This is a genomic window from Serratia sp. TSA_105.2, from assembly GCF_052692115.1.
In genome coordinates this window covers 344,522-360,451 of the sequence record NZ_JBQZFT010000001.1, presented here as the reverse complement: position 1 = coordinate 360,451, position 15,930 = coordinate 344,522, and the positions used below count along the sequence as shown (strand labels likewise).

General features: G+C 57.1%; 17 protein-coding genes. 1 reads left to right on the top strand and 16 read right to left on the bottom strand.

Annotation, left to right across the window (positions count from 1 at the left end; all coding sequences use genetic code 11):
• Nucleotides 1-5 precede the first annotated feature (5 nt).
• The 12 genes from ACUTSC_RS01605 to ACUTSC_RS01550 all read right to left on the bottom strand — a co-directional run bounded on the left by ACUTSC_RS01605 (nucleotide 6) and on the right by ACUTSC_RS01550 (nucleotide 11,035).
• Complete coding sequence (locus tag ACUTSC_RS01605; RefSeq protein WP_445653048.1) at nucleotides 6-1,646, bottom strand: ShlB/FhaC/HecB family hemolysin secretion/activation protein; 1,641 nt, start codon at nucleotides 1,644-1,646, stop codon at nucleotides 6-8.
• Between the two features lie 337 nt (nucleotides 1,647-1,983).
• Nucleotides 1,984-2,352 (bottom strand): hypothetical protein, encoded by a 369-nt coding sequence (locus ACUTSC_RS01600; protein ID WP_443003738.1) that lies wholly within the window; start codon nucleotides 2,350-2,352, stop codon nucleotides 1,984-1,986.
• A gap of 415 nt (nucleotides 2,353-2,767) precedes the next feature.
• A complete protein-coding gene (locus ACUTSC_RS01595; RefSeq protein ID WP_443003739.1) occupies nucleotides 2,768-3,172 on the bottom strand; it encodes an acetyltransferase in 405 nt (134 codons plus the stop codon).
• The gene (locus tag ACUTSC_RS01590) at nucleotides 3,169-6,024 is read right to left on the bottom strand and encodes a conjugative transfer ATPase (protein ID WP_443003740.1); all 2,856 of its coding nucleotides are present in this window, start codon (nucleotides 6,022-6,024) and stop codon (nucleotides 3,169-3,171) included. Before ACUTSC_RS01590 ends, ACUTSC_RS01595 begins: the two co-directional genes overlap by 4 nt.
• Complete coding sequence (locus tag ACUTSC_RS01585) at nucleotides 6,024-6,449, bottom strand: TIGR03751 family conjugal transfer lipoprotein (RefSeq protein ID WP_443003741.1); 426 nt, start codon at nucleotides 6,447-6,449, stop codon at nucleotides 6,024-6,026. Before ACUTSC_RS01585 ends, ACUTSC_RS01590 begins: the two co-directional genes overlap by 1 nt.
• A 149-nt stretch (nucleotides 6,450-6,598) precedes the next feature.
• Nucleotides 6,599-8,092: a TIGR03752 family integrating conjugative element protein gene (locus ACUTSC_RS01580; protein ID WP_443003742.1), complete on the bottom strand. Its 1,494-nt coding sequence runs from the start codon at nucleotides 8,090-8,092 to the stop codon at nucleotides 6,599-6,601.
• Complete coding sequence (locus ACUTSC_RS01575; protein ID WP_443003743.1) at nucleotides 8,085-8,993, bottom strand: TIGR03749 family integrating conjugative element protein; 909 nt, start codon at nucleotides 8,991-8,993, stop codon at nucleotides 8,085-8,087. Before ACUTSC_RS01575 ends, ACUTSC_RS01580 begins: the two co-directional genes overlap by 8 nt.
• Nucleotides 8,990-9,661 (bottom strand): PFL_4703 family integrating conjugative element protein, encoded by a 672-nt coding sequence (locus tag ACUTSC_RS01570; RefSeq protein ID WP_089181315.1) that lies wholly within the window; start codon nucleotides 9,659-9,661, stop codon nucleotides 8,990-8,992. The genes ACUTSC_RS01575 and ACUTSC_RS01570 overlap by 4 nt, the downstream gene beginning before the upstream one ends.
• Entirely contained in the window at nucleotides 9,658-10,023 is a 366-nt protein-coding gene (locus tag ACUTSC_RS01565) for a TIGR03750 family conjugal transfer protein (RefSeq protein WP_086580534.1), read from the bottom strand. The genes ACUTSC_RS01570 and ACUTSC_RS01565 overlap by 4 nt, the downstream gene beginning before the upstream one ends.
• A gap of 11 nt (nucleotides 10,024-10,034) precedes the next feature.
• The gene (locus tag ACUTSC_RS01560; protein ID WP_197806342.1) at nucleotides 10,035-10,400 is read right to left on the bottom strand and encodes a TIGR03745 family integrating conjugative element membrane protein; all 366 of its coding nucleotides are present in this window, start codon (nucleotides 10,398-10,400) and stop codon (nucleotides 10,035-10,037) included.
• Between the two features lie 63 nt (nucleotides 10,401-10,463).
• The gene (locus tag ACUTSC_RS01555; RefSeq protein ID WP_043143717.1) at nucleotides 10,464-10,706 is read right to left on the bottom strand and encodes a TIGR03758 family integrating conjugative element protein; all 243 of its coding nucleotides are present in this window, start codon (nucleotides 10,704-10,706) and stop codon (nucleotides 10,464-10,466) included.
• Nucleotides 10,706-11,035, bottom strand: a complete 330-nt coding sequence (locus tag ACUTSC_RS01550) for an integrative conjugative element protein, RAQPRD family (protein ID WP_445653047.1) — start codon at nucleotides 11,033-11,035, stop codon at nucleotides 10,706-10,708. The genes ACUTSC_RS01555 and ACUTSC_RS01550 overlap by 1 nt, the downstream gene beginning before the upstream one ends.
• A 173-nt stretch (nucleotides 11,036-11,208) precedes the next feature.
• On the opposite strand from ACUTSC_RS01550, the gene ACUTSC_RS01545 reads away from it, so the two are divergent.
• Nucleotides 11,209-11,838, top strand: coding sequence for a hypothetical protein (locus tag ACUTSC_RS01545; RefSeq protein WP_443003745.1), 630 nt, complete (start codon nucleotides 11,209-11,211; stop codon nucleotides 11,836-11,838).
• 98 nt (nucleotides 11,839-11,936) lie between these two features.
• On the opposite strand, the gene ACUTSC_RS01540 is transcribed toward ACUTSC_RS01545, so the two are convergent.
• From ACUTSC_RS01540 to ACUTSC_RS01525, 4 genes are read right to left on the bottom strand one after another with little or no spacing between them, the layout of a single operon-like run.
• A complete protein-coding gene (locus ACUTSC_RS01540; protein WP_443003746.1) occupies nucleotides 11,937-12,695 on the bottom strand; it encodes a TIGR03747 family integrating conjugative element membrane protein in 759 nt (252 codons plus the stop codon).
• Entirely contained in the window at nucleotides 12,676-14,790 is a 2,115-nt protein-coding gene (traD, locus tag ACUTSC_RS01535; protein ID WP_443003747.1) for a type IV conjugative transfer system coupling protein TraD, read from the bottom strand. Before traD ends, ACUTSC_RS01540 begins: the two co-directional genes overlap by 20 nt.
• Entirely contained in the window at nucleotides 14,783-15,409 is a 627-nt protein-coding gene (locus tag ACUTSC_RS01530; protein WP_443003748.1) for a restriction endonuclease, read from the bottom strand. The genes traD and ACUTSC_RS01530 overlap by 8 nt, the downstream gene beginning before the upstream one ends.
• Nucleotides 15,406-15,930 carry an integrating conjugative element protein gene (locus tag ACUTSC_RS01525; protein ID WP_443003749.1) on the bottom strand — a complete coding sequence of 175 codons (525 nt, stop codon included), beginning with the start codon at nucleotides 15,928-15,930 and terminating at the stop codon, nucleotides 15,406-15,408. The genes ACUTSC_RS01530 and ACUTSC_RS01525 overlap by 4 nt, the downstream gene beginning before the upstream one ends.

Here is a 15,930-nt window from a genome sequence, read left to right as displayed (position 1 = left end):
GATGTTCAAATTTCCAGATTTACGCTAAAACCCGCGGTCGCGCCGGAGGTGTGGAACCCCGCAGGCTTGTAGAGCGGAACGCCGGCAAACAGGTCATAGCTGAATCGCCCCCACAGCGCGCCGCGCACGCCGAGCGCGCTGCCCGCCAATTGATGGCCAACCAAGTGGCGGGTGTTTGGGCCGTCCACCCGACCGTAGTCGGCGGCCAGATACAATTCATGCCCGCGAGAAAACACGTTCCAGGCGATTTCATTGCGCCACAGCAGGCCCTTTTCGCCGGACAGCATCTGTTCGCCGTCAAAGCCACGCACCGTGTAACGCCCGGCAATGGCCATCCGCTCCTGCGGCGTCAACGCATTCTGGCTCCACTGGCCCCGCACGCTGGTATAAAACCGCCAGGGCTGCTCACCCCAGGAGAAAGGCCGGTTGATGCCCAGGTCGCCGAGCAAAATGCCGGTACGCGCACTGCCTTCGTGACGCGATTCTTCCGGCGCAGGCAAGGCATTGAACGCCCCGGTACCCCGGCGCCAGTTGATATTGGCGTCCAGCGTAGTGGTACCGAAGTAGCTGCGCTGATTCAGCCCCAGCTCCCAGCCGGCGGTCCGACGTTTTTGCGACACAATATCAACGTCGTCCATGGCGTTAGTCGAGTGCTTGCGGTAACCGCGCAGGTTGAGCGTTAACTTGTGCGACTGGTCGCGGTACAGCAACCGGGAGACGGTCAACTGCATGTTGTCGCTCTTGCCGCTGTAGCGCAGCACCTCATTGGCGTTGGGGATGTTCTGGTGATAGGTGTAGTCGTTGTAATTGGCCGAGAAAGCCCAATATCCCACCGGGAAAAAGTAGTTCAGCGTATGTGAACGGTTGCCGAACGGCCCGTGCTGAAACACATCCTTGCCGATGTTGGCGTAAAACAGGTCATTCTGTGCAAACGGCGCATCGATAGCCAGAGTGGCCGAACCGAGATAACGCCCGGTACTTTTGGAGCCGCTGTCGTCAAGCCCCAGACTGAGCCGTATCGGGCGCCCCTCATGCCAGTTGACCTGCAGGTCACTGGTTCCGTCCTCGACGCCGGGTACGATTTTAATATCGGCATTGGCGCTGGGCACCCGTCTAAAGTTCTCCAGCCCCTGTTCGATATCACGCAAGTTGAGGATATCACCGCGTGAGGCCGGAATAGCGTTCCACAGCCGCCCACGCCAGGAGACCGGCTCCTCAAAGCGGATGTCACCAATACGCCCCGGCTGCAACGTCAGCGTCAATACGCCCGTGGTCAAGTCCTGCTCCTGCGCCATCACGCGTGTTGTGACATAGCCCTTGGCCAGTATGACGTTTTGCACCTTGTTGATGGCAAGCACAATGCCCTGACTGCCCAGACAGCGGCCCCTGGCATCCGCCGCGGCGTCCAGCGCCCACTGAAAGCGAGCGGCCGACTCCCCGACCAGGGTAAGCCGGTTGATGGTGAAGCAGGGGAACTCATTGACCGGGTAATCCGGCAACACGGCCTCGGGGCGGGAAAGGCGCGCATCGGCCTGTGGGGTGTTCTGTTCAAGCAGGGCGCGCTCACGTTCCTGCTGGCGCTGCTGCTCGCGGGCATCAATAGCGGAAGCGGCTCGCTCCGGGGTATCAGAGGGCGTGGCGGCCATGCCCGAGAAAGTGCTGGCGAAAAGAACACCAGCGAGAATGTGGCTTAACGCCTTCGATGTGGATCCGTTCGAAAGAAAAGTCCTTTTCATGAAAATCCATTTCATAAAGTGTAAAGGTATGTAATTTTTGGCGCATTATCCGCCTGTGAGATCAAAAAGCAAGCAAGTCGTGTTTTCGGGAGGAATGATATCGCCTGCGTTGTCAGTTGGGTCACATACAATCCTACTGTGCAGTCAACTGTGCCACGTGTTACATCCTGCAGCGTATAAACACGCTGATTCTCTTCGCGTCACGGTGCTTAGATTCAGGATCTAAACTTCATTCGATACCTGATTTTTAATTATCACGCTCCAAAAACTCAGCCCCCAACCATGCAGAAGTACCATTACGCGTTTTTCCCACATTCAACAAAAATACTTGCCCATCCAACCCGGCTTCAGAAAAGTCAATACCACCATCTTTTGGGGTATAGCGACGAGAACCATTTTTCGGTCGAAATGCCGAGAGACGGTATCGTTGGCCATCATCTAGGGAGGTAAAGTAACAGACAAGGTGGCCCGAGGACGTGGTATTCGACCAGACTTTGAAATCGAGTCGAGCGGCCCAGTCGCCGACAGGTACGGACTGCCATGCATAGCTACCCGGATCCATTCCCGCATACAGTGCACCGTTATAGCTAAAAGCACGAAGAACGCTCTCATTCATAAAGCCGCCTTAAATCATGGAGGAAATAATACTGACAATCAGAGAGACAACAAACAGAATGATCAGGAGCCCAACAAGCACCATAATAAAATAACGCAATCTGACCAGCAAAAAGCCAATGGCAATTAGAGGGGATCACGGTAACAAGGAAACGAATCAACTTATGCCACTCTGGGTTCACAAAGTAAGAGTGGACCAATATCCCCGTACCGATAGCACCAATGAGAAACAGTCCACAAACCCAGCGCCAGTCCATTTCTGCATCATATTCTTCCTGTGATAAAAATCGGTTCCCTATTCGATATCTCGCCATAATGTTACCTTCCCTATATACAATAAACCGGCCAAAAGGCCGGTAGAAAGCGACATACAATGTGAAAGAAATAAAAGCCTTCGGGTTCATTGTAGACCAGAACTAATTGATCCGAAACCGCCCACACAGCTCGCTCAGGTGAAGAAGCAGGTACACCACATCCGCCGCGTCCGGCACAGTGACATACCAGCGCGGGTGATCGTACTCCTCCGGCTGAGGCCACAACGTACTGCCGTTCACCGTGATCAACACATCGATGCAACGCCCAAGGCGCCCCTCAAGATGCAGTGCCACACTGGTACGACTCCCAATACGATGCGGGTGGGCGGTAAGTTGGATCGGTCCCAGCAGCCTATCGCGGATAGCCGCACAGAACGTCTCAAGCGCCAGCGCATCCGTTTCGCTTAAGGTGGCCACGCCCTGCGGAGGGAGGGTAAACAACGACGGTTCACGACAGACCAGGCCATGTGGTCGAACAACCGGTTCCGGGTATTTCAGCGCCATCATGCAGCCCGTGCCTCCCCGTTCGCCGCCAGGCCGCGCAGGCGATCAAGCTTTTGCGCTACCCTGCGCGCCGCCTCGAGCTCACTGCAGCCAAATTCCTGCATCAGCGCGCGGCGTTCGGCCTTCTCTTCTTTCTCGGTCATCCCCAGCGCCAGATACAGGCTCGGCGGTACCGCACGGAACAGCGCCTCGAGTTTTTTCGACAGCACCACACCTTCGGTATAGCAACCAGACAGCTTGCTGGCCGACAGCAGCACCGCCTTTTGCTCTTCAGTCAGCGCCTTGAAGCGGGCAATGTCGTTGACCTCCTCCGGCGGCATCGTCAGACAAACCCACCACTCCGCCATGTTCAGCATTTTCTCGGCAATATCCGGAAAGTCTTTCAGGTTCTGCGTGGCCAGCCACAGCCAGGCGCCGAGCTTACGCCACATCTTGACGATTTTGGTCATATACGGTGCCAGCAGCGAGTTCACCGTCACAATGTGTGCCTCATCCACCGCGAACACGATATCCCGCTCCGAGTACTGGTCTCGTTCGGCAATGTTGTTGATGGTATTGGTCAGGCTCACCATCGTCAGCGCCATCTGCGCCTCATAGCCTTCGCGTGCCAGGTGCCCCAGGTCAATCAGGGTCACATCCGCCTCTGGCCACAGGCTGCCCTCACGGTTAAACAGCTCTGCTTCAAAACTGCCTGCCTGGGTAAACATCCCGAGCGACTCCGCCATTTCGGCCGCTTTGGCCCGGCGCTGGACGTTACGGATATCACTCCCTTCGTCTTTGGATATGGCGTACAGTGCCTTCTGCAGGTCTGCCGGCAACATCTGCCGTCCTTCGTCATAGGTCTGCCGCGCTGCCATCAGCAACGCCTCACGGATCATCGCGCGGTCGGCGCGTTTCAGTTCATGTTCTTCCTTCGCATCGCCGCCGGTGATCATCATGCGCGCCGAGATTTCCATTTCTCCCAGGTAATCGCGCTTATCTTCATCCTCGTCGTCATCGGCATCGATGTCCGGCAGGTCATTTTCATCCAGGGCCAGCGAGGTTAACGCATCGTCGACGAGTTTATGCGCGTAGGAGAACGGCGGCAGCGAGACGCCACTGCCCGGTTTGATACTCACCTTGTTGACACTGAGCCCCAGGCTTTCGAAATAATCGGCCAGCAGTCCGAACGAGTTCCCCGCTTCGGCAATAAACAGTCGCGGCCGGTGTAGTGCCATCAGCTGCGACAGGGTCGCGCACAACGTCGCCGATTTCCCCGCGCCGGTCGGACCAAAATACAGCATGTGCGCATTCTGACTCCGGTCGTGCTTGTTGAGCGGATCAAACGTCAGCGTATCCCCACCGCGGTTGAAGAAGCTCATGCCGGGGTGACCGGTCCCGGTTTCGCGGCCGGTCACCGGTAACAGGCCGGCCAGATGCTGTACCCAGGTCAGGCGGGTGTACCAGTGTTTCTTGTCCGTCTCTGGGTTAAAACACATCGGCAACGCCCGCAGGTAGGTATTGAGCGGCGCCACATCAAATTCCGGACGAACCGGCTGCAGGCCGGCGCCAAGCAACACGTTGGTGAGCTCGACACGTTTGTGATTGAGCGTGGTAAGATCGCCGGCACGCAGCAGGAAAGTGATACCGGCACGGTACAGTTTGTGGCGATTGCCCAGGTACTCTTTCACCTGCGCCACGTCCTGGCGCACGCGGCCAGATTCAGTATTTTCACCGACGGCATTTTTGACCAGTCGATTGAAGTCATTCTCCAGCGTGTCTTGAGGCTGCACTACAATCGTCATGCACACTATCGTCCCTTCCGGGAACAGATCCATCAGCGCATTGATTTTCTTTTCGCCGCGTTTCATTTCACCTGTGATTGTGCCCGGTTCCGGCGGACGGCGCAGTTTCTCGACCGGGATCGCGCAATGCGCCTGGTTATCGAACCACCATACACCGTGGTCAGGATCGGATACGGGCGGGGTGAACAGCAGGGTTTCGGCAAAATCATTCTGCACCGGCATCGCGCCTTCCGGCGTGTCACGGCTGTCAGAATAGGCGGCATCGCGGTACAGCGTCTCTTTATCCACCCACTCTGGGCTGGGGTTAAAATGACGTAGCAACCAGTCATGGACCTGCGCCCCGTTCTGGCGCACGCAGGCAACGCCGGCACCGGCCAGGGCACCGGTCACGCGCTCACAGGTCTGATTCAGCATGGCAATCGGTGGCATCGGATCATGATTGCTCTTACCAATCCAGCGATAGACCACCATGCGGGTCCGTCGCTGCTGCCCACGCCACGGTTGGTCTGTTATCAGCGTATCTTTGAACAGGCCTTCCGGACGGGCAATCCCGCGCAGATGGCGCTCGGTCTCTTTCAACCAGTCTTCAGTAAACGCACTGCCCTGCGCATGGGGTTTGACATACTGTCGCAGCCTGTCGATATACGCCTCGACATTGTTCTCGTCCTGGCAGAAGAACTGCACGATCCAGGGGTTTTCATCATGCTCGTCAAACGAGTCCTGCAGGGCATCCTCAACCGTGTCACGCATCTGCTCCAGGCGATCGTCCGTCCGCCCTTCGGTCGCCACCGGCGTGATGTCAAACACAGCGCCGACAGATACGCCGTCATCGAGCAGGATACACTGCTCACGGTCGAGAAACTCCGCCCAGGGCAGGTAATCAACGATGGACGGATTGGCGTGATACACCTGCTGCTCATCCTTTACCGTCATCTTGCCCTGGCGCCGGAATGGCTCACGGCCGTCGACAGACAGCGGCACACCGTCCTCGGTCACGTTCAGTGCGCCCTGGGCAGCAGCCGCCGACTTTTTACGTGTCAGGCGCTTTTTATCAAACAGGGAAAACCGCATCAGTAAGCCTCCGTCCGTTCACCCGGCATCGCATACTGCACCTGGCTGTAGAAGGGAAACACGGTGCTGTAGCCCGGCACCGGTGCGTTGCCATCCGCCAGGTGCGGGAACACGTACATCACCAAGTCGGGATTCGGCAGGCGCGGGAACTGCTGGCTGATTTCGCTTTCCTGCGTGCGGCTGTAGCTGCGATCGCTCGCGGCTGTTGCCTGGCTTTCGCTCTCGGTGAGCGGTCGGCGCAGGCTGTCGCGCGCCGCCACCGCATTGCGCGCCGTTCCGCCGCCATCAGCACCCTGCCACAATTCCAGCATCGAGCTGTCGCCCGGTGGCAGCATTTCCTCTTTCGACGTTGAACAGCCGGTCAGTGCGATAGCGCCGACCATCACCGCGACGGCCATAACTCGATTAAACAGATTTTTCCGCATGATTATCATTCTCTTATAAGCAAACACAGCAGGAGCAGCACACCCAGCCAAAACGCGCTGCAGGACAGCAAAACCAGCGCCCAACTCTGTGGGCGACTCATCCTTTCGCATTGACGCCACAGCATGCCTTTTCTCCTCCGAATGACGCGTTAATCCAGCCCGCCGGTGTTGCCGTCTTCGCCAGGCAGGCTGAAGTCGTCGTAACGCACCTTGCGCCCTTTGGTCTCAAAGTCGATCGCCAGCTGGCGAGTAATGTGCACGGCCAGCTTCTGGCCCGGCGGAACGTACACGGCGTCGAACATCATGCCGTAGCGCTCACGCACCCAGTCGGCGGTCTCTTTCATCCCGCCTGACAGCGCCTTGCCCAGCACGGCCTGGCCGGCATTACCGGTCATGGTCGAGGTGATGCCATTCACATTGTTTTGCGTGGTGTATTGCCCCTGACTGATCCCTTCCCCGGCGGCGCTGGCGGCCGACAAGGCGGCGATCGTCGGCAGGTAGGTCGAGGCATTGGACTTACGCTCTCCACCGATGCACGGGATACCGTTGTCATCGGAGATCCAGCCGATGCCGGCGGTGGTGCTGACATCCTTGCCGTTGTTGGCGGTGTTATTGCCGCCCGCCTTCAGGTTCGTGTCAGGCTTGGGCAGGGTGCGAACCGTCCCGTCCGCAAACACAAAGGTGATGCTGTTGACCTGGCCGCGCACACACGACAACGTCCAGTCCCCGCTGGCGGTCCCCGAGACAATCGCACCCTCGACGTCCGGCAACTCGATGCCGTTCGCCGTCAGGTTGTCTTTGCCAATCATCAGCTTGAACGGGTAAGGGTCAGTCACCGTGCCGTTGATCGGCACGCGGCCCAGCAGCGCCGTCATGGCGCGGCTGCCCACCAGGGTGGAATTCTCAGGCAGGGTAAACACCGGCTCGGCGTTCTCCTCCCCTTTTTCATTGGTATGTCCTTTAACCTGCTGCTCATAGGCAGCTTTTTGGCGTGTGATCGCATTGTCCAACAGGAACGACGTCGGGAACTGCGGGCCGTCTTTGACGCTGTTCGGATTACGTGGGTCGGGTTCTTTCATGTCTTTCGGTCCGACCCACATCAAGCCATCCTGACCAGGAGCGGCACCACCGTCCCCGGCGCCCATGCCATCCAGTCCCAGCCCCAGCGGAATATCACTGTCGCTTTTTGCCTTGTCCCTGTTTGCACTCAACTGCTCGGTCAGCGTCTGGATTTTTCCCATCAGCGTTTGCTGCTCCTGCTGAAGCTGCTGCTGGCTCTGCTGCGCTTGTTTTTGGAAGCCGGCCACGGCCTCATTGACCTGACCGGACACATTGGTATTGCGCTTGCGAAGTTCTTCGTTTTCTTTCAGCACTTTATCAATGTTTTTCTGCAGCTCGGCCTGCTGGGTTCGGGTAGTACGCAGGGTGCCCACCAGGGTACGCAGCGTGTCCTCCGGGGTATCCCCCTCCACACCCAGCGCCCGCAGCTCTTCCGGCGACATGCTGGCCAGCACGTTATGCGCCTGCTGAGTCTCCTCCTGTGTTTTACCGCCGCTGCAGGCCTTAAGCCCGACGAGGATCGCGGTAGCCAGCACGCCGAACACAATCACTTTCGGCAACATGTTGGATTTCACATCAGCCATGGTTTGCCCCCTTCTTCGCCGCTTTTACGGCTTTGCGAACCGATGATGGCTCCGCGACAAACGCGCTATCCGGGCGACCGGACGTGACCAGGTACAGCGTGGTAGTGTCTTCCGGCGTGCCAACGGGTCCCAAATAACGGTGCTGGAACGTCGCCGTTACAAACTGTCCCTGCAGTACCCGGGGATCGAGCGTGATTTTGCGGCTGGCGGTGTTTTGCACCTTCAGCGCCACCACGTTGCGGCTGCCAATACCCCAGCCGCCCAGCGGCGTGATGGCCACCGGCTCTGACGGGTACAATGTGGTAATACGTTTAGGTAGGTGCGGGTTGACCGGATGAATGCCGGGCACCGCTTCAACCGTGCGCACCGGGCCGTACAGGCTCTGTGCCGCGTAACGCGTCAGGACGACCGGCAGCGGCGCGTTGTATTTGACTTTTTTACGCTTCGCCTGGGTGCCGTTATCCGCCCCGGGCGCCGCGTTGTTTCCCCCTGAAGCAGCAGACGTGTCATTACTGCTGCTGACCGAGGTCACGTCACCGCTGTAGACAATGCGCACCGGTTCGGCCGGGCCTTTGTCCGATGCCGTCACATCAAGGAGAATAACCTCCCCGTTTTCCACGTCCTGCAGTTGCAGACGGGTTGAAGGGAAAGCGGCATCCGCTTTCAGATAAACCGCGCCGCCACTGCTTTGCACTCGCAGCTTACCGTTCAGCGCCGGCGGGAAGCCGACGCGGACATTTTTATCGGCAAACAGCACCCGCTCCTTGCCGACGGCCAGCGGGATTTGCAACGGGATACGCTCCCATTTCATCAGCTCTTCCGCCTGGGTAACCGGCACGCTGAACGTCGCCGCCAGGGGAAGTACACTCAGGGAAAGCGCCAGAACACGTGCTTTCATCATTGGAAGACTCCTTTTTTCTCAGGCGCGGGTTCCGCCGGCGCCGCAGCAAGACGCTGTGGCATGCTGTCGTAACAATCCAGCGCCAGACCAAATTCATTACGCTCCGGATCCCCTTCTGCGCGCACCACTTTCAGCGGGTAACGTGTCAGTGCGCGTTTCACCGGTTCGCCGGCAAAGGACTCATCCGCCACCAGGTCAAGACGCACTACCCAGTTATCACGGCCTTTGACCGTCACCGGGCTCTGGTTATAGCGGCCGTTGTAGCCGTGTTCGGGGATTTCGAACACCACGCGCGTTCTGCCGGCAAGCTCACCGCTTTCGCTACGCTTTTTGGCATCCGCTTTCAGAAAGCGCTCACACGACGGCGTCAGGTACGGTGACAGGCCATTGATTTTTCCCGGGTAATCCACCTCACCGTTCTTTGGCCAGGCATTGAGTTGCTGGAAGATATAAAAACCGAAGCTGTAGATCGTGGACGGTGGCACCTCCCACCAGGCGCGGGTAGAACCACTGCGCAGGTCTGGCGGGTTATGGATAGTCAAATTATCTGGCGCCCGCATCCAGCCGATACTGGCCACCAGAAGGAAAACGACCAGCACACCGCAGGCAACACGCAACGTGAGAATGTGCTGATCGCGGTTTTTAACCGCATGTCTGAAACGGCTCATGTGGACCTCTTAACAACGCGGCTGCGACGCAACGACCAGCCCTGTTTGTCGATAATCAGGGTGGGATCCCCCCACCCCATGCGACGTTTACGCGCCTCGAGGCGCTGCCAGATATAATTCTCCGGTTTACCGCGCTTCAGACGCGTCAACCGGCTGCCCCCAAACCAGATGACGAGAAGCGGCGTCACCAGCATGCCGGTGGGTATCACGACCCAACCGGCAAGGGGAAGAAACGGCAACGACACGAGCAGACCCAGCCCTACGCCCGCCAACGCCGCCAGTCCCATCTCCGGGGTGGTGAATCCCCGGAAGACGACAGGCTCTGCGTTAAGACGGTCAGGTAAGAATCGGATAGTCTGCATGGCGGGCCACCTTAGAACAGGATTTCGGCGGACTTGCCAACCAGCCAAATAACGGTGACCAGCAGCACCACACCAACCAGCACGATGGCGCCGAACTTGGCCCAGGTCGCCTTCTGATCACGGACCTCGGCAAAGGTATGGATCGCAGCGTTGGCGACAATCAGGAAAGCCACCGCAGCGGCGACCAGACCGATAATAACGATCCCGTCCTGGAAATAGCCTTTGATGGTATCCATCAGACCACCGCCACCACCGGAGGACGGAGGTTCAACCGATGGCAGAGCCGCCTGCACCGGCTGGCTGGTGACATACGCCAGGGAAGTGGCTACTGCGGCACGCGCGCAGAGTTGACGGAAAAGACGAACTACAGCATTCATAAAACATTCCTTATGGGTGTGTGAAAATAACATCGTGAAATACGGTCCAGCGCCTCTCGCAGGTCAGCTGGCAAACATCCAAATTGAAACAACCAGCAACAGCACAGTTTTGATGACGAAGTGAACCAACGCCCCATTGCGTACTTTTTCGTTACTCCAGCCCTGGTAAACATCAACCAGAGCCCAGGCTGCCCAGACAAACAGCACCGCCAGTAACCCACCGATGCAAATCAGCGACAGGATATTGACTTCAACGCCGCCGCTGGCAGCCTTGAAGGCCTGTTCCTGCGCCGCATTCATGGCCATCAAGGGCGCTCCCGACGGTAGTTGCCGGCCACCGCACTGCCATCACGCGGTTGGGCACGCGAGGGTTCCAGATAGCGGTCAATGCCGGCATTGATGGTTTTGAGATCGGCGGTAGCGCGGGCATAGTCGAAGAAGAAACGAACACGCTCGGACGGGGCGGCCTGAACGGCGGCAACACGCGCACGTTCAAGTGCTGCCTGCACCTGGATCAGCATCCGCTGGGCAGAAGCCAGCTCATCTTTTTCAGCGGCAAAGGCAGGCAATGCAGTCAGCAAAGTCAGCCCCAGCACACAGCCGGCGCCGAGACCACGAACAACGGGGATAGGCATACACAAGCACTCCTTGATGATTTAGGGTGCTCTCAGGGTGCGACAGATGGGGCGGGAGGTCAGCGGATAACTCTTTATGGAATTTTGATAATTTCCAAAACAGAGTAATACTCAGCAATGTGTTACAAATCAAATTAGTTCAGCCACCTAAATACTCAAAAGGCCATAACGAAATGAGTTTAATTGACATATTCACCAAAATAATACTACCTACACTAACAATCTTATTAGCTGCAATAGGGCATAAAGAGAAATGGGGCGTGAGAACAGACCACCTTTTCGAAAGGTACTCAAGGTTAAGCAAATTTACATTCGAACTTGGTAACCAGCTAGGTGAACAGAGACTGAAAGAAATTGCAGGAGAGTATGGCTACGCGGCAATATTAAGAGAGAAAGGGTTAACACGAGATGAAAGATACACCTTACTTAACATGCTCAATCCAGTTGAAGGCATCGAGGATTATCATACTTGCTCAAACTACCTAAAAATTAACGTAGTAGACAGAACTTTTGTTTGGAAAAGACAACGCTACAACAACACACTTTATAAAAAAATAGTATCAATAACAACATCATCAATCTATTTTATAGGTGCAGCAATGCTATTCAGCCCAATATTTTACCAACCTTTTAGAGATTCAATAATAGGTGATATCTTCAGAAAATTAACAACTAACGCGCAGATAGGAATAACCATCTACTTAACCTTATCAGGTTTATTCCTTGTCATTATCAGCCTAAACAAAATGTCAAGATTATATAAAGCAGGTGAGTTAATAAAAAAATCCTTTATCGCACACTAAGTTAGTTAAGAACTGTCGCGCCGCGAGCGGCTTGTCTGCTGACGGCAGCGCACAAAAGCCAGTTTTGTACGCCGCCGTCCAGCCTGGATTTCAGGCACCTACAAATATTTCTTAAACGACGCTGTCGTCACTGTCACCGCAATGCCGAGCAGGATAGCGGCCGGCAACAACAGCAGATTGGGGTATACCGCTGTTGGCCAAGACAAGTACAGCATGCAGGGGATATACACCGCCGGTTTCACCATCCGCTTGGCGTGGTGGTACACAAAGCTCGACTCATAGCCGGCACCGTAGCGCCGAATATCACGCCGCCCCAGCCCCTCGGTCAGCGCAACCAGCATCACCAGGATAAACAGCGGGATGGACAGCACCAAAATGGTCACACGTACCAGGGTGATGACGGTGACGTACACCGTCGCCATCAGGTACTCTTTAAGCGTGGTAGCCAGCCAACCACTCCAGCTGTTCAGTTCCCTGGCAACCGCATTCTGGCTGTGTACCTGGGTGTCATACGCCTGCTTAATCCAGTCCAAAAAGCCACTGTCCACGAAGGTCCACTGATACGCCATCATGATCCAACGGGTGACGGTCACTGACGGTTCAGACAGCAGCAGGCTGCGTGTAAACTCAGAGGACAGGTACCCCAACTCGGTGTTCATCACCGCTTCACTGTGCGATGCGCCAAGATCTGGCCAGAAGAAGGCCATCCCGACATATTCGATCACCAGGCTCACCAAAAGCGAAGCCAGGAACATCCCGATCAGCATCCAGGGCCAGCCCCACAGCACGTTGTAAAACAGCCCATGCTTACGGGGTTGTACGGGCTGCTGAGGTTGATTATTCACCGCTTGCGACATTCAGCCCCCCTTTGATGGCAACATCCGGCATTACCGTGCTGGCAGACCACCAGGACTCGCTGGTACGGTAGTTTCGCTGCATCTCCTCGGCAATCTTCTGCAGGTTGGCCGGCATCAAAGCATCATCCCTGTCACCGTTGGGCAGTGGCATCCGAATTTTCCACAGTTGACCACCTTCCAGCAGCGCGAACGCCTGCCCTTTCGGGAGGTTAATCACATCCGCCGGGGCAAGCAGAGGGGCTTTCACAGTACCGACGCGGTCCTGGGTATTGGAGGTAAAATCCTGTCCCTTCTCCACATCGGACGTATCGGCATGCCCTGATACCAGGGTTTTGGTGTAGATATCCACTTCCGGCAACTGTGTGGTAAGTAACTGCGCGGTCCGGTTCTCACGCACGCGCAGCATAATCAGGGTATTGAAGTTCCCCGTTACCTGAGCCGCCTTGGCGGTACTGCCGATGCGTGCCTCGATATCCGACTCGGTTTGCGTGTAGGCCGTCACCTGCATACCGGCGCCACCGCCTTTGTTGATAAGCGGAATAAATTCGTCCCCCATCAGCTCGTTGAACTCGTCACAATGCAGGTTGATCGGCAGTTTACCGTCTGCCCGGGTCGGCAACCCGCCGTGCATGCCGTGTTTATAGATATGACCGGCAACCGACACCAGGTCGGCAAACATGCTGTTGCCGACGGCAGAGGCGACCACCCCGTCCGACAGGGCATCCAACCCCACGTAGACAATACCGCGCTTGCGGATAACTTGTTCCCAGTCAAAAATGGGCCTCGGGTCGCTCATATCCATATAGTTCGGCGCCAGGAGCTCGGCGGTCTTGCCGGTGGTGAGTTTTTCCAGCAGCGGCAACAGGGACGCCACAATTTTATCGAAGTAAGTACGGTCATAACGGACGGCTGACCGCAGGCCATCGAGAATGGGGTCATACAGCTGCTTGCCGGCCTCGGAACTCAGCGCGATTTCCACCGCCATGATTTTTATCGCGTTCGGCTGGCCCTGCATATTTCGCGGGACATCGTCCTCCGTCAGCACCTGCAGGCTGTTGTCGATTTGTTGCTGCAGCGCCGGCATACGCGCTTCAATCACTTTCTTTGCGTAGGTCTCATACAGCTCGCTGATGTTGTTCACGTAACGGGTGATCAACTGATAGTCCGGACGCTGACCCAGCGCGACCAGGGCACGCGCCACAATATTGACGAATCGCCAGGCAAACTCACGAAACGCCGCACTGTTGCCCTCCCCGCTCAACTGCCCGGAGATACGGCCAGCGACCTCGGAGACGCGTTCAAAGCGCCCGACGGCGTTATAGCGTGCCGAGATATCCGGCCAGCCCAGATGGAAGATGAACAGCTCATCCCCGCGGCCGACACGGTGGGCTTCAGCCCAGACCCGGCGAAGCAAATCCGCATCGCCTTTTGGATCAAACACGATGATGATATCACCGCGGCGAATATCCTGGGTGATCAGCAGCTCCGCCAGGCGGGTCTTACCGACACGCGTAGTGCCTAACACCAGGCTGTGCCCTACACGTTCGCCCAGCGCCATCGAAACATCGAGCTCATCGGGTTCGATGCCGTGAATGGCAGGGTTGCCACCTACCGGTGGCAGCGGCCGCACCGGGTTCAGCGGGGAGTCTTTGCGCAGCAGCTGGGACAACCATGGCAGGGTGTATTCAGTTTTGAGCTCCAGACGGCGCGCCATCTGGTACAACTGCGGCGGCTGGACGTATTTCTCCACTTCCGGACGGCGGGTATCCATCAGGCGCTGGGTGTGCTTTTGCTGCCAACGAAATCCCTTCCCCAGGAACAGCCGCTGCCGGCTCACCGGGATCTGTCGGCTTTCCATGACATAGCGCGGTAACCGACGCAGATTACGGCGATAACGGACCACCCGCAGGCCCTGCCGTGCTCGTACTGCGGACAGCACTGCAAAACCGCCGGCGGTGACATAACTCACTGACGGCACCAGGGCGACCGACCAGGGAGCAACAAAACAAATCGCAGCCGCAGCACCGGCAACGATCGCGGTATTCAATTCTACCGCCGGGCGCAGCAGCGCTTCCATGACATGACGATTACTCATGACGACCTTCCTTATCATTCAGGTTGGTGACCGAATTCACAGTTAAAAAATGCAGCCACTCTGTATTGCCGGCTAGCAACGCAAGCAGCTTTCGGCCACTGACCAGGTGGACGTGGGGATGGTTCTGCAACATCACCCGGCTCAGTTGACCGGTACGGCCGGTATGAATGAAAAAACCGTCACAATGGTGATGTCGCAGCAACGCACCAAAACTCGTGATATGAGACGGTGAGATCGTCCGTCCGTAACGTTTGGCCTGGATGAAATAGGTCTTGCCTTCGATTATGACCTGACCGTCCAGGCCGCCGTCGCCGCTGTAGGAGGTATTACGGATAACTGCATACCCCTGACGTTCAAACGCCAGGAGCAACAGCTCTTCAAATACATAGGGGTTGATTTTGCGCAGATAGGCCAGACGCTGGCCATCACCGCCCAGCAGCGGCAAGCGCGCCAGTACCCGCGTGGCCGTCGCCTGATATCGGCGGTGGCGCCGACGGCTGGCTGTCTCCCGGGCACGGTAGTTCAACCCCGTCATGACAGCAACAAACAGCACGATCAGAACAACCGTCAGCACAGGGTTCACCATCAATGCTGCGGTGATGTGTTGCGCCGATATCATGGTAAAACCTGTTGTGACAGACCGGTATCGGTGATCAATACCGGGTAATGTGCCAACTGCAGACGACGCGCCAGTTCGCTGCCGGATGCCGGCGCCATCGGCACCCCCGGCGCCAGCTCACGCAGTGCCTGCAGCGCAGGCAGGTTACTGACGTTAACGACGAGCCCCGCAGCATGCCGGGATTTGAGTTGTTCCGCATTCGCCTGCAGCCAGAGTCGGCTGGCATCGTCATCACCCACAATAAACAGCGAACCAATCCCGGGCAGTTGCAGCGGGCGCGCCGCTACCACACCCGGCGTCAGCTCCGGTGTCGTCACCGGCAATACGACCACTTCAACTTCATCAGCCGAGACAGGGGCTTGCGGCAAGGCCGGCGGTGCTACCGCGTCACCCTGCCGATTAATCCCCTCAAAGTAGGGTGATGCGTCATCGCCACCGATATCAGCGATGACATTCAGGTTGGCCAATGCTGTGGTGGTCACCAGACTCAGGCCGAACAGCAGAAAATTCATTTTTTTCAT